The following is a 20,616-nucleotide window of genomic DNA, read 5'->3' as shown; positions in this document are numbered from 1 at the left end:
CGAATCTCGCGGGTTATTTTTTTGTTTGAGTATCATCAAGCTATACGTAAAGCACAGATCGGACGAATCGCTTAGATTAAACTGGTCTGAATACGCACTTTCATGTTCAGGCTTTGCTGCACAATAAAGGATTTCATCCACTGCACCTGTTCACCCATTGGATTGGTTTTGACTGCGGTGTCGAGGAAGGCCAGTTCCGGGCGCTGGAACAGTTGCTGTTCAATGGCCTGTTCCAGCTGGCTTGAGGTGGAGGCCAGTGGCATGCTGACCAGATAAAAGGCCTTTGGATAATTATAAAAGGCATACATCAGGTTAAAGGCTTTCTGGTCACCTTTTAAATTGCCGGCACCAATTTCATAACCGCGATCCTGATTACTGTGGGTCAGACCAATCAAAAACTCGATATTATGGTCCGAAAGTCGTAGACCAAATTGCAGCCCGATCTGATCGGCACTGAACTCGTGCTGGACAAAGGTATTTAGTGCAGAACCATCTTCATCAAACGCTTCCTGCAACACCAGCATGTGCTGCTGATGCTGATACAGAAAGCCGGCAAGCTGCGCCTGTTCCAGCTGGGCTTTTAAGGTGGCTAAATCGTAATGACTATAAGGCATGGGAGCAATCAGAAAAAATTAAAATTTGTTTTATTTTAGGTGTTTCACTTGGAAAATGAAGCGATCTATTAGAGCTTTTAACAATAACTCAATAGATAGAAGTGAGCATAAAAACGGCGACTGGAAAATAGTGATCAGGCTAAAAATAAGCGATGCTGTGCAGGGTATGAGTAAACTTTGATAGCAATATCAGTAATCCTGTATATGACGTTTTTGCATATTAATATAATAAAACAAGCAATAGTACAGATAACTAAATCTCTATAATGAATATAAATTTTATAAAGTGTAATAAGTACACGTTGATTTAAGCTGGTGTTGTCCATGTCATTAAATGAGGAAAGACTTACTCATCTGAAACAGCTTGAAGCTGAGAGTATTCATATCATCCGTGAAGTTGCTGCCGAGTTTGAAAATCCGGTTATGCTGTACTCGATTGGTAAAGATTCTGCGGTAATGCTGCATCTTGCCTTGAAAGCCTTCTATCCTGCAAAACTTCCATTCCCTCTGTTACATGTCGATACAGGCTGGAAATTCAAAGATATGATTGAATTCCGCGACAACATGGCCAAGAAACATGGTTTTGATCTGATTGTGCATCAGAACCAGGAAGGCCGTGACGCCGGAATCAATCCATTTGATCATGGTAGCTCAAAATACACCGACATCATGAAAACCCAGGGGCTGAAACAGGCGCTGGACAAATACGGTTTTGATGCTGCATTTGGTGGTGCGCGCCGTGACGAAGAAAAATCACGTGCCAAAGAACGTGTCTATTCTTTCCGTGATTCCAAACACCGTTGGGACCCGAAAAACCAGCGTCCAGAACTGTGGAACCTTTATAACGGTAAGGTCAACAAGGGCGAAAGCATTCGTGTGTTCCCATTGTCGAACTGGACCGAGCTGGACATCTGGCAATACATTTATCTCGAGCAGATTCCAATTGTTCCATTGTACTTTGCTGCTGAACGTCCAGTGGTAGAACGTAGTGGTACACTCATTATGGTTGATGATGAGCGTATGCGTTTACATGAAGGCGAAGTACCACAAATGAAATCGGTACGTTTCCGTACACTTGGCTGTTACCCACTGACCGGTGCAGTTGAGTCAGGCGCAGATACCTTGCCTGAAATTATTCAGGAAATGTTGCTGGCCACCAGCTCGGAACGTCAGGGTCGTATGATTGACCATGATGAAGCCGGCTCGATGGAGAAGAAGAAGCAAGAGGGCTACTTCTAATTTCTCCCGACCTCTCTTTAGACAAGAGAGGAAATTCCCTCTGGGTAAAAGGGGGATACAGGGAGATTAAACCGGTTTCTAAAGAATTTGTGGAGTTTGAGCAATGTCTCATCAATCAGAACTCATTAGCCAAGATATTTTGGCCTATTTAAAACAGCACGAAAATAAAGACTTATTGCGTTTCCTGACCTGCGGTAACGTCGATGATGGTAAATCGACCTTAATTGGTCGTCTGCTTTATGATTCAAAACTGATTTATGAAGATCAGTTGCAAGCGGTAACCCGTGACTCGAAAAAAGTCGGGACGACAGGGGATGCACCTGACCTGGCTTTACTGGTCGATGGCCTGCAGGCAGAACGTGAGCAGGGTATTACCATTGATGTGGCGTATCGCTATTTCTCGACTGAAAAGCGTAAGTTCATCATTGCCGATACCCCGGGACATGAGCAATATACCCGTAACATGGCCACTGGTGCATCAACTGCGGATCTGGCGATTATTTTAATTGATGCACGTTATGGCGTGCAGACCCAAACCCGTCGTCATACCTTTATTGCCAGCCTGCTGGGTATTAAGAACATTATTGTTGCCATCAACAAAATGGACCTGGTGGAATTCTCTGAAGCACGCTTCAATGAAATTCAGGCGCAATATAACGAGTTTGTGAACCAGCTTGGTGACCGTAAACCGGCCAATATCATTTTCACCCCAATTTCTGCCCTGAATGGCGATAACGTGGTGAACAAGTCGGCCAATACTCCTTGGTACAACGGCGAAACCTTGATGGAAACGCTGGAAAACGTGGAAATTAGCCGGACTTCAGGTAAAAACGAATTCCGCTTCCCGGTGCAATATGTCAACCGTCCAAACCTCGACTTCCGTGGTTTTGCTGGCACCATTGCTTCGGGCGACATCCGTGTGGGTGATGAAATTGTCGCGTTGCCATCAGGTAAACGTTCTACCGTCAAAGACATTGTAACTTTTGATGGCAATTTGGAACGTGCTTTTGCCGGTCAGGCGGTTACCCTTACCCTGAATGACGAAATTGATATTTCACGCGGTAACCTGCTGGTCAAAGCGGGCGATCAACCGGAAATTTCACGTTCTGCACGCGCAACTGTGGTGTGGATGAATGATCAGCCACTGGTCAAAGGCAAGCTGTACAACATTAAGCTCGGTACGCAAACTGTTCCAGCCAAAATTGCTGAAATTAACTATCGTGTAAACGTGAATACGCTGGAAAAAACTCAGGTAGAGCAGCTGGAACTGAACGCGATTGCTGATGTTCAGATCGAGTTTGATGCGCCAGTGGTATTTGACCGTTATCAGGACAGCCGTTATACCGGCTCGTTTATTTTCATTGACCGTTTAAGCAACGTGACCGTTGGTGCGGGCATGGTGGAAGCAGCGGTAGAATGGACTGCGCATGATGAACCTGTGACTGCGGAAGACCGTGCTGCCCGTTTAGGTCAAAAACCTGCTGCGGTGACTGTAACAGCACAAGCACTGGAAAATGCACAAGCGCTGGAAAGTCTGTTGATTCAGCAAGGTGTAGTTGCAATTGCAAAAGCGGGTCTGAATGCTGCTCAAGTGGCATTACTTCGTGAAACTGGTGTTGTGGTGGTCACCGATGTTGCTGAAGGCACTGACGTAAGCTATGGCACCGAAGCCGTTGAAGAACTGGCTGAGAAAATTGTGGAGCTGGTTCGTCTATAAGACTGGACTGGTTTAAAAACCCGTCTGATTGGCGGGTTTTTTATTGCCTAAATTTTGATTGCATGAGAATCATTCGATTGGTCAAAATGTGATCTTTCAATTTACTGGTCAATTAATACAATGCTCCCTAGATTTAGGGGATATATGAAAAAATTAATTTTGCTGGCTGGCTTGTGTGTGGCTTTTGGAGCTGAAGCTAAACAGAGTAGCCAAAGCGTTGACGCAATCAAGCAGAAAATAATCCAGTAGTCGATTGAGAATTATCCGGGAAATTGTCCGTGTCCTTACAATACTGCAAGTAATGGTAGTCGTTGTGGTAAGCGTAGTGTTTATAATCGTGTAGGCGGATATGCGCCGCTATGTTATCCGGAAGATGTGAGTGATCGAATGGTAAAGGAATATAAAGGGCGTAGTTAATTAAAGGCTCCGTATTTTAGATAGCGAGCTAAAGGAAATATTTTGTTGGATTTAGTTTTATATGGATAATCATTCATAAGAATCATTGAGGATTAAGGTCAGAATAGATTTCATCTCTGTCAGACTTTTGACCCCTGCAATTCTGTGGATGATCTGTCCCTGCTTGAAAATCAGGGTCGAAGGTAATCCATAGACATGATAACGCAGGGTGAGAATAGGAGATTGATCGACATTGATCTTGCCAAATTTAATCTCTGGCTGATGGTGGGCATAATAGCCGGCCAGTTCGGCAAACACCGGAAAATTCTGTACGCAGGGTGCACACCAGTCTGCATAAAAGCGGATCACGGCAAAGCCATCAAACCATTCAAATTCACTGTAATTATTTTCATTATAGTCGATGACTTGGGTCATGGCTCACCTGAGTTATCAATCTGCGAAATATACATCTCATTATACATAAGTCCGGCTTGGCTTCATTCCGTCATTTATCTATGTTCAAATAGAGCACAGAAAACTTGCACTGAACAATTAAGGAAAATCCATGTCACAAGCGACGATGCAGCAGGTCATTATTACAGAACCAGGCGGCCCGGAAAAACTGGCCTATGAAAGTGTGGCTATTCCGACACCGGCAGCCAATGATGTGCTGGTTAAGGTTCATGCCTTTGGTTTAAACCGCCCGGATATCTTGCAGCGCCAAGGCCTTTATCCAATGCCGAAAGGGGTGACGCCTGTGCCGGGGCTGGAAGTGGCAGGTGAAGTGGTAGCGGTAGGCGAAGAGGTCAGCAAATTTAAAGTCGGCGATAAAGTTTGTGGCCTGACCAATGGCGGTGGCTATGCAGAATACTGCGTGGTTCCGGAAAGCCAGACCCTGACCATTCCTGAAGGCTTGAGTTTTGTACAAGCTGCGGCTATTCCAGAAACCTTCTTTACCGTATGGGCCAATGTGTTCCAGATGGGACAAGCCAAGGCTGGCGAAACAGTACTGGTACATGGCGGCAGCAGCGGTATTGGTACCACAGCGCTGATGTTATGTAATGCGCTGGGCATGAAAACCTTTGCCACTGTGGGTTCAGATGAAAAAGTTGCAGCTATTTCACACTTGACCACCGCCATTAACTACAAGACACAAGATTTTGAGCAGGTGATTAATGAACAGACCGACAACGGCGGCGTCGATGTTATTTTAGATATCGTTGGTGCACCTTATCTGGAACGTAACCTGAACCTGTTACGCCGTGATGGTCGTCTGGTTTATATCGCGTTCTTGGGCGGTGCCAAAGCCAAAGATGTGAAACTTGGCCCGATTATGATGAAGCGCCTGACCATTACCGGTTCAACCATGCGTGCGCGTAACACCGCAGAAAAAGCCGAAATTGCCCAAGGCTTGCAAGACACAGTGTGGCCATTATTGAGCAAAGGTGAATGTCTGCCGATGATTTTTAAAACCTTTAAATTTGATCAGATCCAGGAAGCGCATGCGGCCATGGATACCGGTGATCATATTGGCAAGGTTGTGGTAGAAATTATTTAATTCTGCACCTAAAAAAGACCGGCTATTGCCGGTCTTTTTTATGCTTATTTCAAGTTAGTACATTGATGTTTATTACTTAAACTGTACAAGTTTTACTAAAAATTAAAATATATGTGATGTATTTGACACAACCTGTCGAAACTGTGTTGTACATTAGCCCACATCCGAAACAGACATCATAAAAATAAACTGGATATTTCAATGAAGAGACAGAGGGCAGAATCATGAGAATTTCATCTACAGCATATACCACCACCCAGAATATACGTGCTTTAAGGCGCATTCATCGGGCCATTATCCGTCAAAAAATAGGTCTGGCAGATATCCACCGGGTGTATAGTGCCATGCTGCATTTAGAGCGTTATGTTGATCGCCTAGATCAGAATAAGCCTTAAGTCTAAGCTGAATGCAGTATTGCGATACGGATTCTGATTTACTTTTAACGTAAATGTATTTAAAGTTTTGGTCTAATTATTTATATGATTTTTATTTAATAAATTTTAATTTACGGTTGTTTAATTGATAGAAAAAACAGTGCCTTAAAACAGCACCATGAGGGTATCATGAAGTGTGTTACTTCAACACATGAACGACTGGCTGAACGGCTGGTCAGTATTTTAACCAAACTCAATGTAGGGCATCAGCTGAGTATTCCGGAACTGGCCCAGGAATTTAAAGTCAGCACCCGCACCATTGAACGTGACTTTGATCGGCTGAATGCCTATCTACCTTTATTGCAGGACAAAAGCAGCAAAAAATACTATCTTGATGCTTCCTATTTGGGACGGTTTAAACTTCAGGATATCCAGAACTTTGCCCAGTTGTCGGGCATTAGCGATCTTTATCCCTCGCTGGATATTTCGTTCCTACGTGAGCTGATGGATCATCGTGCCAATCTGGTGTTTTCCGCCAAAGGTTATGATTATGAAGACAGTAGCCAATATGCCGAACATTTTAAAACCCTGACCCAAGCCATTCAGCTGCGTCAGTACATTGGCTTTGTCTATAAAAACAAGTCCCGTCGGGTGCAGCCTTATCGCCTGATTCATCATCATGGTAACTGGTATCTGGCTGCGGTGCATTCGGATACCTTAAAAGTGTATCGCCTGAGCCTGATTGAGCAGATTGAACTCAGCTATGAACTGAACCCGTTTGAGCATGATCCGGCTATTCTGCAACAGCTGGAAGATGAAGAAGGTATCTGGTTTGGTCATGAACAGCAGGAAGTGCATTTATCGGTTGCGGCAGATGCCGCGCTGTATTTTAAACAGCGCCGGCTGTTTCCAAAGCAGCAGATTCTGGAAGAAAAGCCGTGTGGCAGCCTGTTGATTTCCTGCCAGATTCGCCATCATATTCAGCTTTATCCGCTGGTACGCTACTGGATTCCCTATGTCAAAATTGTAGCGCCGCTGCATTTACAAACCGAGCTGGAGCAGAGCCTTAGCCATTATCTGCATTAATTCGTGTTGTGGGTGTACATTTGAGTTTTGATGACCATTAAGACTGGCCTCTTATTCCTGCCATAATTGCTACGGAATCTGTCGAGCTTTAAGTGAAATTATGCGAAAATAGCGTTTTACTTTTTGCCCAAGGCTATTTCATGATTGACCAGTCTCCTGAATCTTTAAGCGATATTGAAATTATAGACATCCTTCAGAGTATGAAGAATGATGTGCTCAATAGCGAAGCCAAAGAGATTATCCGCAAAGGCGGAAAAGTGGGACGTCAGGAAGCGCATAAACAGGCCTTGGTGGCATTACATCAATCTTTTGAAGAAAAATTTGTTGAAGCGGTGACGCTGGCATTGAGCCTGAATGAAGCCCAGGCCAAAAAAATCCGCTATAAAAAAGACCGGATTCGTATTTTAAAAGCCCGTCAGATTGATTATCTGGCCATTGATGGCGCAGAAACCGCCCAGGTGCTGGCACAAATTGCACAAGCCATTGTCCGTGAAGATGCGATTGTGACCCATGACCTGCACAATATTTTCCCGTTCTGGAAAGAAGGTTGGCCAATGGTGCAGTTCGACAGCGCCTATAAAATTCTGGAAGATGATATTGCCATTCACTATCAGGCGGTGCTGGATGAGTTGCTGCGTCAGTTTTAATTGAACTGCTGCATAAAAAAACCTTCTAGAGTCTAGAAGGTTTTTTATGGCTGTTAATTGGAGGAAGATGGATTATTCCTGTTCCGGCGGCTGGTTATTTTCCAGTAAACGTGTCACCAACAGCTGGTCAATTTTAAAATGATCGACATCGACCACTTCAAATTTATAACCGCCATATAACACGGTATCGGCTGGACGCGGAATTTTACGCAGCTGATACATCATAAAACCGGCTAAGGTTTCATAGTTTTCTTCATCGGGCATTTCTTCAATTTCAAGTGCATGTTTCATGTCTTCAATTGGGGTACTGCCGTCAATCAGCCATGAATTATTATCACGTTTAATAATCTGCTGTTCTTCTTCAATAGGGGTTACCCAGTCGCCCATTACGGTAATCATAATATCGGACAGGGTAATGACGCCGACCACCAGTGCATATTCATTAATCACCACCGCAAATTTTTCTTTGGTCGAGCGGAAGCGGTCCAGCACTTCAGACAGAGTCAGGGTATCGGGAATGGTGAGTACATTACGAATGGTTGATTCATTCAGCTGGTTAATTTTCTGGTTATTTAGAATCCGTACCAGAATGTCTTTGGCATCGACATAGCCAATCACCTGATCAATATTTTCATTACAGACCAGAAATTTGGAATAGGGAAATTCGGCCAGTTTCTGGCGAATGCTGTCTTCGGCTTCATTTAGGGTAAAGTACACCACATTTTCACGCGTGGTCATGCTGGATGGGACATTACGTTCTTCCAGTTCAAACACGTTTTCAATAAAGTGATGTTCCTGTTTTTGCAACACACCCGCTTGGGCGCCGGCATCCATCACTGCGGAAATATCATCAAAGGTAATATTGTCATCGCGGATGGTATTGACCTTAAATAGCCGGAACAGCATATTGGCGATGGCATTAATAAACCAGGCCAGTGGTTTGCAGACGGTAATAAACACCTGCACCGGATTGATCACGGAAATGGAAATTTTCTCTGGTGCAATCATGGCCAGGCGTTTCGGCATCAGGTCGGCGAACAGAATAAATAAAGAGGTGACTAAGGTAAAAGACAGCGCGAAGCTGAGGGTTTCGGCCCACGGTCCGGTATAGAAGCGGGTGACAAAATCGTAGAAATACGGGCGAAAAGCACCTTCACCTAAAATACCGCCTAAAATGGCAATCGCATTCAAGCCAATTTGCGAGGCGGCAAAAAAGTCTGCCGAGTTTTCCTGTAAATCCAGCACTTTTTGCGCACGTTCATCTCCGGCTTCAGCCAGAATTTTTAATTTGACCTTACGCGCACCGGCCAGGGCGATCTCGGTCAGTGATAAAAAACCTGCTCCTGCAATCAGTATGAAAATAATAACAATGTTCTGGAAGAGGCTCACGAATCCACCTGCGGATTTTTATTCTGAATATTTTTAACGTCAAAAACATCGAGTAGTGCACCGGGCACTACTCATGTTCATCTTAGTATAAGCTTTAAAAAGAGAGATTTATGAGCGTTTTTTGTCAAAATTGAGAAAATTGTGAGTTATTCATTAAAAACTCACGGTTTTCTTCTTCAATCATTTGACGGGCCACATACAGAATCAGCTGACGTAACCAGCGATGCGCCGGATGATGATGCAGTAACGGACACCAGGCCATCTTCAATTCAAATTCCGGAATATAAAACGGCGGGTCTTTAATCAGCAGATTCTGGCTTTTGGCCTGTAAACGGGCAATTCGGGTCGGTAAGGTAGCTACCAGATCCACATTGGATGCCAAGAGTGCCGGCATCTGATAATGACGGGTAAATACCGAAATCTTGCGTTTTTGACCAATCCGCTCCAGTGCCTGATCAATCCAGCCTAATCCGGCCTGTTTTTCCGGATTAACGCCAAAGCCAACGCCCATACCGGTTTTAGAGACCCAGATATGCTGTGCATCTAAATAGCTTTTGAGGTTCAGGTTACTGGCCGCCGGGTGTTTCTGATTGAGTAGACAGGAAAAACTGTCACGCCAGACCAGTACCTGGTGGAAACTTTGCGGAATTTCATTAAAGCGGTTGATGGCTAGGTCTACCTTGCCTTGTTCCATGTCACGATAGGACACATCACTTGGGGTCAGAAAGTCGAGCACCACATTTGGCGCTTCAGAACGCAAGGCTTTGACCAGACGCGGCACCAGAGTGGCTTCGGCATAGTCTGAAGTCATAATCCGGAATACGCGATTGGAGGTATACGGGCGGAACTCGGTACGGGGTTCCAGAATCATGGATAAATCGGACAGGGCATCACGAATACGCGGTTGTAATTCAAGTGCGCGTTCGGTCGGGGTCATCCCTTCAGATGAACGGATGAGCAGGGGATCATTAAATAAGTTACGTAGACGACGTAAAATGTTACTCATGGCGGGTTGGGTAACGCCCAATTGTTCAGCTGCTCGAGTGACATTTTTTTCGCGAAGTAATACGTCCAGGTAAATTAGTAGGTTGAGATCGACCCGCTCCAGATTCATAAAAAAAATACCGAAAATAAACCCAAGAAATTATTTGGATTATGCCATAAGCCTGAAGGCTTGGGTAGAACAATTACCGAAAAAGCCTGTTCCCTGATCGGATCAATTCCTGCATATTTACCGGGTTTTTCGGCCCAATTCGCGCGGGGTTTAAGCGGCTTAAATCAGCGCGTGTCGGGTTGATTCAAACCTCATCGCATCCACCTGCAGAAATGCTTGAGTTGAGCGACTCAACACAAGCATGGTCTTCTTCTATTCACTGTCAGGTTGGCTCTACCAGGCTAAAAATAAGCCGGATATTGCCTTGATTTTGTACGGAAAAAGCCGTACCCGACTTAAGTATAATGAATATAAAAAAAGCAAATGGTGTGTTTTTTAATCGGTTATTTGAATTGTAAAATAAAATTTATTTAATAAAAATCAAATATTTGTTTTGTAATATAAATTTTCGGATACGACTTTGATCTACATATTTTTTAAATAAATAGTGAAGATTCTTTGAGGATATTGGATTAATTTTCTAACTCACTCTAATCTGTACTCAACACGACGAAGTGCTCTAAATCTGAACACATCCAGAGGTATGATTTTAGTCATTTCGTTGGAGAAAATCCTAAAATTAATACAGGAAAATATCATGACTACATACCAAACAGCGATTGATGCAATCCGCGAATTGAAAGCGAAATTCGGTAACACTTGGGCAGACATCAGTCCTGAAGATGCTGCGCGTATGCAGATGCAAAACCGTTTCAAAACTGGTTTAGACATTGCTAAATATACAGCTGCGATTATGCGTCGTGATATGGCTGAATACGATGCAGACAGCAGCAAGTATACTCAATCATTAGGTTGCTGGCACGGTTTCGTTGCGCAACAAAAAATGATTGCGAACAAAAAATACTTCGGTACAACCTCTAAGCGTTATATCTACCTGTCTGGCTGGATGGTTGCTGCACTTCGTTCAGAATTCGGTCCACTTCCTGACCAATCTATGCACGAAAAAACTTCTGTTCCTGCATTGATCGAAGAAATCTACACTTTCTTACGTCAAGCTGACGCAAAAGAATTAAACGATTTGTTCCGTGCACTGAAAAAAGCACAAGACGCAGGTGATACTGCTAAAGCAGCTGAAATCACTGCTCAAATCGACAACTTTGAAACTCACGTTGTGCCAATTATTGCCGACATCGACGCTGGTTTCGGTAACGAAGAAGCAACTTACTTACTTGCGAAGAAAATGATCGAAGCGGGTGCTTGTGCACTGCAAATCGAAAACCAGGTTTCTGATGCGAAACAATGTGGTCACCAAGCAGGTAAAGTAACTGTTCCACACGAAGACTTCATCGCGAAAATCCACGCGCTTCGCTATGCGTTCCTGGAAATGGGTCTTGACGACGGTATCATCGTTGCACGTACTGACTCTGAAGGCGCTGACTTGACTCAAAAAATCCCAGTGGTTAAAGAGCCAGGCGACATCGCTTCTCAATACATTAGCTACTTAGACACTCAAGAAATTGACATCTCTGAAGCGAAAGAAGACGAAATCCTGATCAAGCGTGATGGTAAATTACACCGTCCTAAGCGTTTAGCATCTGGCCTGTACCAGTTCCGTGAAGGCACTCAAATTGACCGCGTTGTACTTGACTGTGTAACCAGCTTACAAAACGGTGCTGACCTGCTTTGGATCGAAACTGCAACGCCTAACGTTGAAGAAATCGCTCACATGGTGAACCGTGTACGTGAAGTTGTGCCAAATGCGAAGCTTGTTTATAACAACTCTCCATCGTTCAACTGGACTTTAAACTTCCGTCAACAAGCGTACGACCGTTGGGTTGCTGAAGGTAAAGATGTATCTGCATACGACCGTGCTAAGTTAATGAGTGCTGAGTACGACAACACTGAATTAGCTGCTGAAGCTGACGAAAAAGTACGTACATTCCAAGCAGATGCTTCTCGTGAAGCGGGTGTATTCCATCACTTAATCACACTTCCGACTTACCACACAGCTGCTCTGTCTACTCACGAGCTTGCTCAAGGTTACTTCGGTTCTGAAGGTATGTTGGCTTATGTTGCTGGCGTACAACGTAAAGAAATCCGTGGTGGTATCGCTTGTGTGAAACACCAAGCAATGGCGGGTTCTGATATCGGTGATGACCACAAAGAAATCTTCGCTGGTGACAACGCGCTTAAAGCGGGTGACGATGCGAAAAACACAATGAACCAGTTCAACGGCTAATCGTTAGACGGTTTAGAAAAAACCCTGCATCTGCAGGGTTTTTTTATGCTTGAATAAAAAGAATAAATAAGAAAGAAAAAAGAAGATCAGTACAGCAAGATAAAAAGAAACGGCAGAATAGAAAATGAAACAAAAAAGAAAAGCTATTTCACCTTAATATAGTCCGCCACCGCATTGTCCGGATAATTAAAGCTGATTTTATTGTAGCGGGTGTGCTGGGCCGGAATAGGTTCTAAAAAGCTTTCATCAACCAGCGCGTTATATTCCTGATAGTTTTGATCGACCAGAATAATATCGCTGACTTTCAGTTTTAGCGGCTGATCTGACTGGTTATGAATACGCATATAGTAGTCATGCGCTTTGACGGTATCGGTAATATCGCGAAAGCTTAAGCTATCAATATGTTCGGCCTGAATGTCGGCATGTTTCAGCGCATTGCTGACTTCAATGGTCGCAACACGTTCCAGTTTTAGTGCTGGCTGTTTGGATGAGGCATCTACAAGTTCCAGCCCGTTTGCTGTGGGCTGCAATTGTTGAATCTGTTGATCAGTACTGATTAATTGGGCAGTCTGTTCATTGGTATAGCTGACCTGACCTTGTGTATTCTGGCTACGCTGACGGCGAGCATAGATACGGGTATCTTGCAGGCTGTAGCTCTGATCCGGATGAATCTTTAACTCAAGAATACGCTGCTGGCAATCATCACAGTCAAGGATGGTTTTGTAGTGACCGGCCAGCGGCTCCGGCTGTGGTGCTGCTGTTTCAGCAGCAGGCATTAGGCTGTCTTGCGGTTGGGTTTCAGTTTGGGCCTGGGCATTGCTCATGGTACTGCTTTTTTCAGCTTGCCCACCGCAACCACTTAAACACAAGGACAAGGTGCTAATTGCAAGAAGAGGACGAGATAACATGGCAACAGATCAATCTTTGGATAAGGTATTAAACATAAACTTTTCGGGCATATTCGCCTAGAGCAGAGGGCTAAATTGGACCGCTGTTTTGTAGCAAATTTTATCGCGGGCAAAAAACCGTTTTGAAACAAGAAAAGCCACCAAAGCGGTGACTTTTAGCAGTGCTAGATCTTGTGCTTTATTGCAGATCTTTTTGCAGACGATAATTCTGGCTGGCACCAATATTGTCGCCATTATTGACATCACGCGCTTCAATAAAGTTTTCACCGACAAAGAATTTACGGTTATTGGCAGCCTGATCCAGAATAATAACGGCAGGATCATTCGGGTCAAATTCAAACGTACCGGTAATTTTGGACTCCTGACCATTGGCACGGCCCAGGAATTCTTCACTCAGCTCATAGGTTTTATCCATTTTTAGCTCAAGCTCGGTTTCAATGCCCTGGCAGTCGCTACACGGCAAGACCCCTTTATATTCTCCCGGCCAGTCCAGTGCGGTGGCGGCTGTATCATTGGCGCTCATGTCAGTGGCTGCGGCAGGCGAGGTGGTTTCTGCATCGCGGGCGGTTTCAGGGGTTTTATTGTTATCACAGGCGGCCAGTAACAGCGCCGTGAGGGCAAGGCTCAAAATTTTTATTTTCACCGATCAATCTCCTGACAGGACAGATAGGGTCAGCATAGCCTGATTGTAAAAATTGCCCTGTTGGGTTTCTGTGAGTATTTATTTTCAGTTTCCGGCATCCGGTTTATTTAAGAAAAACCCGAAAGATTGGCAGGAATGGCGATTGACGGTTTGGCTAATTTTATACATTTATATATTAATTGATTAAATATTCGGCAATCTGCTCTTTTTTAAATCTGTTGAGTTGTTAAACTTCGCGCAATTTTTATTGTGTGGATTGTGCTTGTGTTTGAGAAGTTGGCAGAACAGAGCTTGGGGCTGATGGGCTGGGAAATTGACAATCACTGGCCGCTGGATTTGGACCAGTGTGTGATGATTGCCGCGCCGCATACCAGTAACTGGGATGCACTATATGCACGTTTGGCGCTTAAAGCCTTGGGCGTGAATGTTCGCCTGACCATTAAAGACAGTTATATGAAGTTTCCGTTTGGGCCTTTTGTCCGTGCAATGGGCGGAATTGGCATTGACCGTCGTCCGAAGGCAGCCGGTGAGCAGCGTCCGAGCATGGTGCAGCTGATGAGTGATTTGTTCAAGCAGCATCCCAAGCTGGTGATGCTGGTCACGCCAGAAGGTACACGCGCCAAACAGGAACAGTGGAAAACCGGTTTTTACCATGTGGCGGTAACGGCTGGCGTGCCAATTGCACTGGCCTATATGGACTACGCCCAGAAAAAATGTGGCGTGGGTAAAATTGTCTATCCATCGGGAGATATGGAAAAAGACATGGCCGAAATCATGGCGTTTTATGCCAGCATCGCCGCCAAATTCCCGGAACAGTTTAGTGTCGATACTCGTTACTATGCAGAACCGGCTGAATAGTCACTCATTGTTAAAAAAAGAAGACAGGGCATCGGCCCTGTATTCTTATTTATATGCTTTCAATATCGCAATTGGCAGTACATCAAGATGCGAGATGCAATCTCTGATCCGTTGTTTCGCTTGATTAGCTTTCTAAATATTTGATTCTGATTTAAGGCTGTTCTGCTTTGGGAAAAATCCCGCCCAACGATTGGCAGGCTGCGGTATAAAGATGATATTGCTGCTGCACAATTTCATCCACCGCCAGGCTGGATTGCTGTTCACCTTCCCGATATTGCTCGACATAACGGCTGGCTTTTTGCCGGGCGGCAACCAGCGCATGTTCGTGATAGCTGTTAATAGCACTATGGGTCATCAGCGTTGTTTCAATATTGTGGCATTCAAATTGCGCCAGCAATTGTTCAGCGCGTTTTAATTCTTGGGAGTTACCGAACATACAGGCGCTCAGCAGGGTACAGCAGACCAAAGCAAACAGGGGTTTCATGTTAGCAAAATAGTGAAGAGAGGATGGACCATAGTCTAGCGAATTCAGCCCACCTCTAGCATGACAAACCGGTTTAACTGCTTAAAAATTAGTTTATTGTGATAAAAGTCACACAAAACTGCAGTTAACCTTTGACCAGACCGCCATCAACAATCAGGTTTTGCCCGGTGACTGCACGCGAATATGGTGACAGGAACATCATAATAGCTGCGGCAAATTCTTCTGGGGTGGTAACACGGCGTAGTGGCGTCGAGGCAGCAATTAAATCAAATACCGCATCTGGCGTGGCTTTGCTGGCATCGGTGGTTTGGAGCAGACCGCCAGACAACATATTCACGTTAATACCATATTGGCCTAGATCATGCGCTGCAGTACGGGTAAAGGCCAACAGTGCGGCTTTGGCGGTGGTGTAGTCATGATAAGGCACCACCGGATTCTGCACGAGGTTGGTACCAATATTCACAATACGGCCAAATCCCGCAGTTTTCATATCCTCAAGCGCTGCTTGGGTGGTATTGAGGGCAGCCACAACTGCACCATCAAACTGTTGCTGCATGATGGCCGGCGTCAGATCTTCGACTTTGGGACGGGCATCACCATTAAACTCAAAGTTAATTAAGGCATTGTTGATGACACTATGAATGGCCTGACCAAAATGCGCCTTGGCTGCGGCAAAGAGAGCCTGCACTTGGGCCTTGTCAGTGACATCGGCCTGATAGGCAAAGACCTGCTCAGGATACTGTTGCACCAGTTGCTCGGCAGCAGCGGCACTGTTTAAATAATTTACCACTACACGCGCCCCTTCCGCCAATAAGGTTCGGGTAATCGCCAGGCCTAAACCGCGTGCGCCGCCAGTCACTAAAACAATTTGATCACGAATTTGCATATTGTTCACATCCTCATTCCCTATGCAGATGCACCATAGCAAGAAATGGCAGTCAGCCAAAGCGAAATCTGTGCCGATAGAAACTGGTGCAGTTATTGCTTAATGCCAGGGCATAGACTTCAAAAAGATACGAATTGAGCAAAATGAATCAGCTGGTGGCAACAGAAGTGAAGCCTGCGGTGCAATATTGGTTTGCACAGCTCGAACTTGGCTTTAAAGGCGCAGAAAATCGCACCGTATTGGAACATCGTAAACATCATGGTCCTGTTCGGGTGCAAAAAATGCTGTGGCCGGAAAAAACCGGGGTGTGCCACGCCATTATTGTGCATCCACCGGCAGGCATTGCCGGGGGTGATCATTTAACCTTTCAGATGTCGGCAGAGCAGGCCGCACATGCCTTGGTGACCACGCCGGGTGCAGGAAAATGGTACAAGACCAATCAAAAACAGGCTTTCCAACATATTGATATTACAGTTAAAGATGCCTCTATTTTTGAATGGCTACCACAAGAAACCATGCTCTTTAATGGTGCACATACCAATTCTGAAACCAGAGTTATTTTGGAGGATGCCGCCAGTTTTATTGGTTGGGATATGTTGGTACTGGGCCGTCAGGCGCGCCATGAAACATTTATCGAGGGCAGTTATCAAAATCGATTTCAGCTGTACCGGAACAATAAATTACTGGTCACTGACCGTTTGAGTTTTAGTGGCAATGACCGCTGGCTCAGCTCCTGTTTGGGAATGAACGGTCATGCAGTCATGGCTAGCTTCTGGGCAGTGCCGCCAGAAAAATTCCGCTCAAAATTCTATTTAGATCAGCAGATTGATCAAATCCGTGAGCTGATTATGCGCATGGATATTAAGGTGACGTTAACCCTGCTGGATGATGTGGTGACAGCACGTTATCTGGGTGATGACGTACGCCAGTGTCATGATGCCTTTGCTGCGATACGCGCCAAGCTGCGCCGTTACTGGTTTGATTTAGATGAAGAATTTCCGAGGATTTGGCGGACATAAAATGAAGTTCTCCCTCCCAATGGGAGGGAGCTAGAGGGAGGGTAAATACATTGGGTTTATTACCTCTCCCTAACCCTCTCCTGAAAGGAGAGGGAATATCATTTTTTAGCACACATTTTGCATTACACCCTTTAGAACAAACTTAGGAACGAGATATGGAACTCAATCCCACTGAAAAAGACAAAATGCTAATTTTTACTGCGGGCTTGGTGGCCGAACGCCGTAAAGCACGTGGGCTAAAACTGAACTATCCCGAGGCGATTGCCTATATTTCTGCCGCGTTGTTAGAAGGCGCGCGTGATGGCATGAGCGTGAGTGAGCTAATGCATTACGGCACCACATTATTAAAACGTGAAGATGTGATGGACGGCATTCCGGAAATGATTGCCGAAGTTCAGGTTGAAGCGACTTTTCCAGATGGCTCAAAACTGGTCACGGTTCATCAGCCAATTATTTAGGAGAAGCGCATGATTCCGGGTGAAATTTTTACCCCAGACTCAGACATTGAAATGAATGTCGGACGTCAGACCTTAAAAATGACCGTCAGTAATATCGGAGATCGTCCGATTCAAGTCGGTTCACATTTTCATTTTTATGAGGCCAATGATGCTTTGCAATTTAACCGTGAAGCGGCACGAGGTTTTCGTTTAAATATTGCCGCAGGCACAGCGGTACGTTTTGAGCCGGGTCAAAGCCGGGATATTGAACTGGTCGCTTTGGCAGGTAAACGGGAAGTGTACGGTTTTGCAGGTCGTGTCATGGGTCCATTGGATTAAGGAAAAATTAAAATGAAAATGTCACGCCGTGCCTATGCGGAAATGTTTGGTCCAACGGTAGGCGATCGGGTTCGTTTGGCCGATACCGAACTATTTATTGAAGTCGAGCAAGACCTGACCACCTATGGCGAAGAGGTGAAGTTTGGTGGCGGTAAAGTCATCCGAGATGGCATGGGGCAGTCACAACTTTTGGCTGATGATGTTGCCGATACCGTCATTACCAATGCTTTAATTGTAGATTGGTGGGGCATTGTTAAAGCTGATGTCGGTTTAAAGAACGGCCGTATCTGGAAAATTGGTAAAGCCGGCAACCCTGATATTCAGCCGGATATTACCATTCCACTTGGTGCTGCTACTGAAGTGATTGCAGGTGAAGGACAAATTTTAACAGCAGGTGGTGTGGATACCCATATTCATTGGATTTGCCCACAACAAGTGGAAACTGCACTCATGTCAGGCGTCACCACCATGATTGGTGGCGGTACAGGTCCTGCAGCAGGCACATCGGCAACGACGGTGACTCCGGGTCCTTGGCATATTTCCACCATGCTGCAAGCCATTGACGATTTACCCATGAATATTGGTTTATTGGGTAAAGGTAACCTCAGTCAGCCTGAACCGATTGCCGAGCAAATTCGTGCAGGTGTAGTGGGTTTAAAACTGCATGAAGATTGGGGCTCGACACCTGCAGCGATTGATAACTGTTTGACTGTGGCAGATGAATTTGACGTGCAAGTCGCAATTCATACCGACACTTTAAATGAAAGTGGTTTCTTGGAAGAAACGTTGGCGGCATTTAAAAACCGTACCATTCACACTTATCATACCGAAGGTGCCGGTGGTGGACATGCGCCTGATATTTTAAGAGCCATTGGTCAGCCAAATGTGTTGCCATCGTCGACCAATCCAACCCGTCCTTATACCATCAACACCATTGATGAACATCTGGATATGTTGATGGTCTGTCACCATTTAGATCCTGCAATTTCGGAAGATGTGGCGTTTGCGGAAAGTCGTATTCGCCGTGAAACCATTGCTGCGGAAGATATTTTGCAAGACTTAGGCGCAATTGCCATGATGTCATCGGATTCGCAAGCGATGGGGCGTGTTGGAGAAGTGGTGATACGCACATGGCAAACCGCACATAAAATGAAAGTGCAGCGTGGACCTTTAGAGGGTGACAATGCCACGCATGACAATCATCGTGTGAAGCGTTATATCGCCAAATATACGATTAACCCTGCGATTACCCATGGTTTAAGTCATGAAATTGGCTCGGTGGAAGTCGGTAAACTGGCCGATTTAGTGTTGTGGAAGCCCGCATTTTTTGGGGTAAAACCGTCGATGATTATTAAAGGTGGGATGATTGCAGCAGCGCCAATGGGCGATATTAACGCTTCGATTCCAACGCCACAGCCTGTGCATTATCGTCCGATGTTTGGTGCCAATGCGCGTGGTGTGCATAACACCTGTATTACCTTCTTGTCGCAAGTGGCGATTGAAGCGGGTGTGCATGAAAAGTTGGGTCTGAAAAAGTTGATTAGTCCATGTAAAGGTACTCGGGATATTCAGAAGAAGGATATGAAGCTGAATACCTACTGTCCTGTGATGGAAGTCGATCCTGAAATTTATGAAGTTCGGGCGGATGGGAAATTACTGACGTGTGAGCCTGCGGAAGTGTTACCGATGGCACAAAGGTATTTCTTGTTTTAAGCTCTTGGAGGATATTAAGGGTATATAAATAATTAGATTTATTTCTAGACCCTTAGCTGACTATATCAATATTTTGCACATTATTTTTTTTGAACTGATCATCCCAAGTTAGTTTAATTGTGAATTTACTTGGGAAATCGTAGCTCCTAGAACATATGATTTTTCCTGAATGTCCAGAATTAAGATTCATAGGAAAAATTTCATCTATATTGCAAAAATAATTTTGAAATTTTTTGTCTACTAATATGTCTAGGTTCACATTTTCTGCAGTTGCTTTTCCTGTGTTTGTAACAACTAAATAATGGCTCTTTGAAGATGAAGTCATATAGGCTCTAAGTTCTGCTCTATTATTTTCCTTAATATGCTCAACTTCTTTATTTAATATAAGATCATTAATCTTGATTTGTTGTTCAATAACTTTTCTATTAAGTGAACGGAAAGAGAAAAAACTATACATAGCAAAGCCAATTGATATAGCAGAAAATATCGCTGAAAGTCCTGCAATAGTGAGTTCCCAATTGATTTGCATGTTTATTTCCAATTTTTTCCTTTAAATATTTTTTGAATTTCTTTTGTTAAATCTTTCGATAATTGTTCAATGTTGATTTTTTCCTCAAGATTGTTTTGATTAATCAACTCATCTTTATGAATTTTTAGACTGCATGTTTGACAACTAACGATTTTATATTCATCTATAGCTAGGTACTCACTTTTACAGCTAGGGCAATTTAAGGTGATACTTTCAGGCAGGTCTAATTTCATGTTTTACTTATTTAATTTTATTGTTTAATAAATCTATAAAAAAATATGTGTTTTTACAAGTTAGAATCTTGATCAAATTAAAAAATATTGATGCACCAAGAAAACTCATAATTGGCATAAAAAATGCTTACTTTTGATGCGTAAATTTACAGATGTTTTGCTTTGAAATTGAAAAACATAAGCCAAAGCAAAAC

The 20,616-nt window shown here is 44.3% G+C and carries 22 protein-coding genes and 1 pseudogene; 13 read left to right on the top strand and 10 right to left on the bottom strand.

The annotated features are described in order from the left end of the window. Positions 1 to 71: 71 nt before the first annotated feature. Positions 72 to 614 (bottom strand): hypothetical protein, encoded by a 543-nt coding sequence (locus FTT89_RS02865; protein ID WP_016659284.1) that lies wholly within the window; start codon positions 612 to 614, stop codon positions 72 to 74. A gap of 324 nt (positions 615 to 938) precedes the next feature. Between FTT89_RS02865 and cysD the strand changes: the two genes are divergently transcribed. The 3 genes and pseudogenes from cysD to FTT89_RS14515 all read left to right on the top strand — a co-directional run bounded on the left by cysD (position 939) and on the right by FTT89_RS14515 (position 3,987). Next, positions 939 to 1,853: a sulfate adenylyltransferase subunit CysD gene (gene cysD / locus FTT89_RS02860; RefSeq protein ID WP_005179347.1), complete on the top strand. Its 915-nt coding sequence runs from the start codon at positions 939 to 941 to the stop codon at positions 1,851 to 1,853. A 103-nt stretch (positions 1,854 to 1,956) separates the two neighbouring features. Beyond that, positions 1,957 to 3,570 carry a sulfate adenylyltransferase subunit CysN gene (cysN, locus tag FTT89_RS02855; protein WP_180006740.1) on the top strand — a complete coding sequence of 538 codons (1,614 nt, stop codon included), beginning with the start codon at positions 1,957 to 1,959 and terminating at the stop codon, positions 3,568 to 3,570. A 144-nt stretch (positions 3,571 to 3,714) separates the two neighbouring features. Further along, positions 3,715 to 3,987, top strand: a pseudogene (locus FTT89_RS14515) (hypothetical protein). Positions 3,988 to 4,056: 69 nt separating this feature from the next. On the opposite strand, the gene FTT89_RS02850 reads toward FTT89_RS14515, so the two are convergent. Then, the gene (locus FTT89_RS02850; protein WP_180006739.1) at positions 4,057 to 4,401 is read right to left on the bottom strand and encodes a co-chaperone YbbN; all 345 of its coding nucleotides are present in this window, start codon (positions 4,399 to 4,401) and stop codon (positions 4,057 to 4,059) included. 130 nt (positions 4,402 to 4,531) lie between these two features. Here FTT89_RS02850 and FTT89_RS02845 point away from each other — a divergent pair, with 130 nt between their 5' ends. The 4 genes from FTT89_RS02845 (at position 4,532) to FTT89_RS02830 (ending at position 7,631) form a co-directional block, all read left to right on the top strand. Beyond that, positions 4,532 to 5,524, top strand: a complete 993-nt coding sequence (locus tag FTT89_RS02845) for an NAD(P)H-quinone oxidoreductase (protein ID WP_163145581.1) — start codon at positions 4,532 to 4,534, stop codon at positions 5,522 to 5,524. 224 nt (positions 5,525 to 5,748) lie between these two features. After that, positions 5,749 to 5,919, top strand: coding sequence for a hypothetical protein (locus tag FTT89_RS02840; protein ID WP_005179332.1), 171 nt, complete (start codon positions 5,749 to 5,751; stop codon positions 5,917 to 5,919). 168 nt (positions 5,920 to 6,087) lie between these two features. Continuing rightward, on the top strand, positions 6,088 to 6,984 hold the full coding sequence (locus FTT89_RS02835; RefSeq protein ID WP_180006737.1) for a YafY family protein: 897 nt from the start codon (positions 6,088 to 6,090) through the stop codon (positions 6,982 to 6,984). Between the two features lie 140 nt (positions 6,985 to 7,124). Next, positions 7,125 to 7,631 (top strand): hypothetical protein, encoded by a 507-nt coding sequence (locus FTT89_RS02830; RefSeq protein WP_016659280.1) that lies wholly within the window; start codon positions 7,125 to 7,127, stop codon positions 7,629 to 7,631. Between the two features lie 72 nt (positions 7,632 to 7,703). On the opposite strand, the gene FTT89_RS02825 is transcribed toward FTT89_RS02830, so the two are convergent. Then, complete coding sequence (locus tag FTT89_RS02825; RefSeq protein ID WP_005179329.1) at positions 7,704 to 9,020, bottom strand: hemolysin family protein; 1,317 nt, start codon at positions 9,018 to 9,020, stop codon at positions 7,704 to 7,706. A gap of 124 nt (positions 9,021 to 9,144) precedes the next feature. Continuing rightward, positions 9,145 to 10,134, bottom strand: a complete 990-nt coding sequence (locus tag FTT89_RS02820) for a LysR family transcriptional regulator (protein WP_075167072.1) — start codon at positions 10,132 to 10,134, stop codon at positions 9,145 to 9,147. 637 nt (positions 10,135 to 10,771) lie between these two features. On the opposite strand from FTT89_RS02820, the gene FTT89_RS02815 reads away from it, so the two are divergent. Next, positions 10,772 to 12,373 carry an isocitrate lyase gene (locus FTT89_RS02815; protein WP_005179327.1) on the top strand — a complete coding sequence of 534 codons (1,602 nt, stop codon included), beginning with the start codon at positions 10,772 to 10,774 and terminating at the stop codon, positions 12,371 to 12,373. Between the two features lie 143 nt (positions 12,374 to 12,516). Here the strand turns inward: FTT89_RS02815 and FTT89_RS02810 are convergent, their stop codons facing one another. Together FTT89_RS02810 and FTT89_RS02805 are read right to left on the bottom strand one after the other, a co-directional pair. Then, positions 12,517 to 13,281: a copper resistance protein NlpE N-terminal domain-containing protein gene (locus FTT89_RS02810; RefSeq protein WP_104494549.1), complete on the bottom strand. Its 765-nt coding sequence runs from the start codon at positions 13,279 to 13,281 to the stop codon at positions 12,517 to 12,519. Positions 13,282 to 13,459: 178 nt separating this feature from the next. After that, positions 13,460 to 13,924 (bottom strand): copper resistance protein NlpE, encoded by a 465-nt coding sequence (locus FTT89_RS02805; protein ID WP_180006736.1) that lies wholly within the window; start codon positions 13,922 to 13,924, stop codon positions 13,460 to 13,462. A gap of 264 nt (positions 13,925 to 14,188) precedes the next feature. Here FTT89_RS02805 and FTT89_RS02800 point away from each other — a divergent pair, with 264 nt between their 5' ends. After that, positions 14,189 to 14,782, top strand: a complete 594-nt coding sequence (locus FTT89_RS02800) for a 1-acyl-sn-glycerol-3-phosphate acyltransferase (protein WP_127800579.1) — start codon at positions 14,189 to 14,191, stop codon at positions 14,780 to 14,782. 151 nt (positions 14,783 to 14,933) lie between these two features. Here FTT89_RS02800 and FTT89_RS02795 read toward each other — a convergent pair whose 3' ends face one another. Both FTT89_RS02795 and FTT89_RS02790 read right to left on the bottom strand, forming a co-directional pair. Beyond that, positions 14,934 to 15,266, bottom strand: coding sequence for a hypothetical protein (locus tag FTT89_RS02795; protein ID WP_180006735.1), 333 nt, complete (start codon positions 15,264 to 15,266; stop codon positions 14,934 to 14,936). 124 nt (positions 15,267 to 15,390) lie between these two features. Beyond that, on the bottom strand, positions 15,391 to 16,152 hold the full coding sequence (locus FTT89_RS02790) for a 3-oxoacyl-ACP reductase (protein WP_168370105.1): 762 nt from the start codon (positions 16,150 to 16,152) through the stop codon (positions 15,391 to 15,393). A gap of 143 nt (positions 16,153 to 16,295) precedes the next feature. Between FTT89_RS02790 and FTT89_RS02785 the strand changes: the two genes are divergently transcribed. From FTT89_RS02785 to ureC, 4 genes are all read left to right on the top strand, one after another. Next, the gene (locus FTT89_RS02785; protein WP_180006734.1) at positions 16,296 to 17,171 is read left to right on the top strand and encodes an urease accessory protein UreD; all 876 of its coding nucleotides are present in this window, start codon (positions 16,296 to 16,298) and stop codon (positions 17,169 to 17,171) included. A gap of 155 nt (positions 17,172 to 17,326) precedes the next feature. After that, positions 17,327 to 17,629 carry an urease subunit gamma gene (gene ureA / locus FTT89_RS02780; RefSeq protein WP_163170294.1) on the top strand — a complete coding sequence of 101 codons (303 nt, stop codon included), beginning with the start codon at positions 17,327 to 17,329 and terminating at the stop codon, positions 17,627 to 17,629. Between the two features lie 9 nt (positions 17,630 to 17,638). After that, the gene (locus FTT89_RS02775; RefSeq protein ID WP_180006733.1) at positions 17,639 to 17,947 is read left to right on the top strand and encodes an urease subunit beta; all 309 of its coding nucleotides are present in this window, start codon (positions 17,639 to 17,641) and stop codon (positions 17,945 to 17,947) included. Positions 17,948 to 17,959: 12 nt separating this feature from the next. Beyond that, positions 17,960 to 19,660, top strand: coding sequence for an urease subunit alpha (gene ureC, locus FTT89_RS02770; protein ID WP_171432168.1), 1,701 nt, complete (start codon positions 17,960 to 17,962; stop codon positions 19,658 to 19,660). A gap of 52 nt (positions 19,661 to 19,712) precedes the next feature. Here the strand turns inward: ureC and FTT89_RS02765 are convergent, their stop codons facing one another. Together FTT89_RS02765 and FTT89_RS02760 are read right to left on the bottom strand one after the other, a co-directional pair. Beyond that, on the bottom strand, positions 19,713 to 20,189 hold the full coding sequence (locus FTT89_RS02765; protein WP_016659270.1) for a hypothetical protein: 477 nt from the start codon (positions 20,187 to 20,189) through the stop codon (positions 19,713 to 19,715). A 2-nt stretch (positions 20,190 to 20,191) separates the two neighbouring features. Next, on the bottom strand, positions 20,192 to 20,422 hold the full coding sequence (locus tag FTT89_RS02760; RefSeq protein WP_016659269.1) for a hypothetical protein: 231 nt from the start codon (positions 20,420 to 20,422) through the stop codon (positions 20,192 to 20,194). Between the last annotated feature and the right edge of the window lie 194 nt (positions 20,423 to 20,616).

Origin of the sequence: Acinetobacter sp. YH01025, from assembly GCF_013420185.1 — a bacterium.
Taxonomy (GTDB): Bacteria; Pseudomonadota; Gammaproteobacteria; order Pseudomonadales; family Moraxellaceae; genus Acinetobacter; species Acinetobacter indicus.
The sequence above is the reverse complement of the archived record's forward strand: the minus strand, read 5'-3'. Positions and strand labels throughout refer to the sequence as shown.

Bases quoted from the DNA above. Each gene is read 5' to 3' on its own strand.
- FTT89_RS02810 (WP_104494549.1), bottom strand. From the start codon at position 13,281: ATGTTATCTCGTCCTCTTCTTGCAATTAGCACCTTGTCCTTGTGTTTA.
- FTT89_RS02865 (WP_016659284.1), bottom strand. From the start codon at position 614: ATGCCTTATAGTCATTACGATTTAGCCACCTTAAAAGCCCAGCTGGAA.
- FTT89_RS02760 (WP_016659269.1), bottom strand. From the start codon at position 20,422: ATGAAATTAGACCTGCCTGAAAGTATCACCTTAAATTGCCCTAGCTGT.
- FTT89_RS02815 (WP_005179327.1), top strand. From the start codon at position 10,772: ATGACTACATACCAAACAGCGATTGATGCAATCCGCGAATTGAAAGCG.
- FTT89_RS02785 (WP_180006734.1), top strand. From the start codon at position 16,296: ATGAATCAGCTGGTGGCAACAGAAGTGAAGCCTGCGGTGCAATATTGG.
- cysN (WP_180006740.1), top strand. From the start codon at position 1,957: ATGTCTCATCAATCAGAACTCATTAGCCAAGATATTTTGGCCTATTTA.
- FTT89_RS02775 (WP_180006733.1), top strand. From the start codon at position 17,639: ATGATTCCGGGTGAAATTTTTACCCCAGACTCAGACATTGAAATGAAT.
- ureA (WP_163170294.1), top strand. From the start codon at position 17,327: ATGGAACTCAATCCCACTGAAAAAGACAAAATGCTAATTTTTACTGCG.
- ureC (WP_171432168.1), top strand. From the start codon at position 17,960: ATGAAAATGTCACGCCGTGCCTATGCGGAAATGTTTGGTCCAACGGTA.
- FTT89_RS02765 (WP_016659270.1), bottom strand. From the start codon at position 20,189: ATGCAAATCAATTGGGAACTCACTATTGCAGGACTTTCAGCGATATTT.
- FTT89_RS02795 (WP_180006735.1), bottom strand. From the start codon at position 15,266: ATGAAACCCCTGTTTGCTTTGGTCTGCTGTACCCTGCTGAGCGCCTGT.
- cysD (WP_005179347.1), top strand. From the start codon at position 939: ATGTCATTAAATGAGGAAAGACTTACTCATCTGAAACAGCTTGAAGCT.
- FTT89_RS02850 (WP_180006739.1), bottom strand. From the start codon at position 4,401: ATGACCCAAGTCATCGACTATAATGAAAATAATTACAGTGAATTTGAA.
- FTT89_RS02830 (WP_016659280.1), top strand. From the start codon at position 7,125: ATGATTGACCAGTCTCCTGAATCTTTAAGCGATATTGAAATTATAGAC.
- FTT89_RS02820 (WP_075167072.1), bottom strand. From the start codon at position 10,134: ATGAATCTGGAGCGGGTCGATCTCAACCTACTAATTTACCTGGACGTA.
- FTT89_RS02840 (WP_005179332.1), top strand. From the start codon at position 5,749: ATGAGAATTTCATCTACAGCATATACCACCACCCAGAATATACGTGCT.
- FTT89_RS02835 (WP_180006737.1), top strand. From the start codon at position 6,088: ATGAAGTGTGTTACTTCAACACATGAACGACTGGCTGAACGGCTGGTC.
- FTT89_RS02790 (WP_168370105.1), bottom strand. From the start codon at position 16,152: ATGCAAATTCGTGATCAAATTGTTTTAGTGACTGGCGGCGCACGCGGT.
- FTT89_RS02845 (WP_163145581.1), top strand. From the start codon at position 4,532: ATGTCACAAGCGACGATGCAGCAGGTCATTATTACAGAACCAGGCGGC.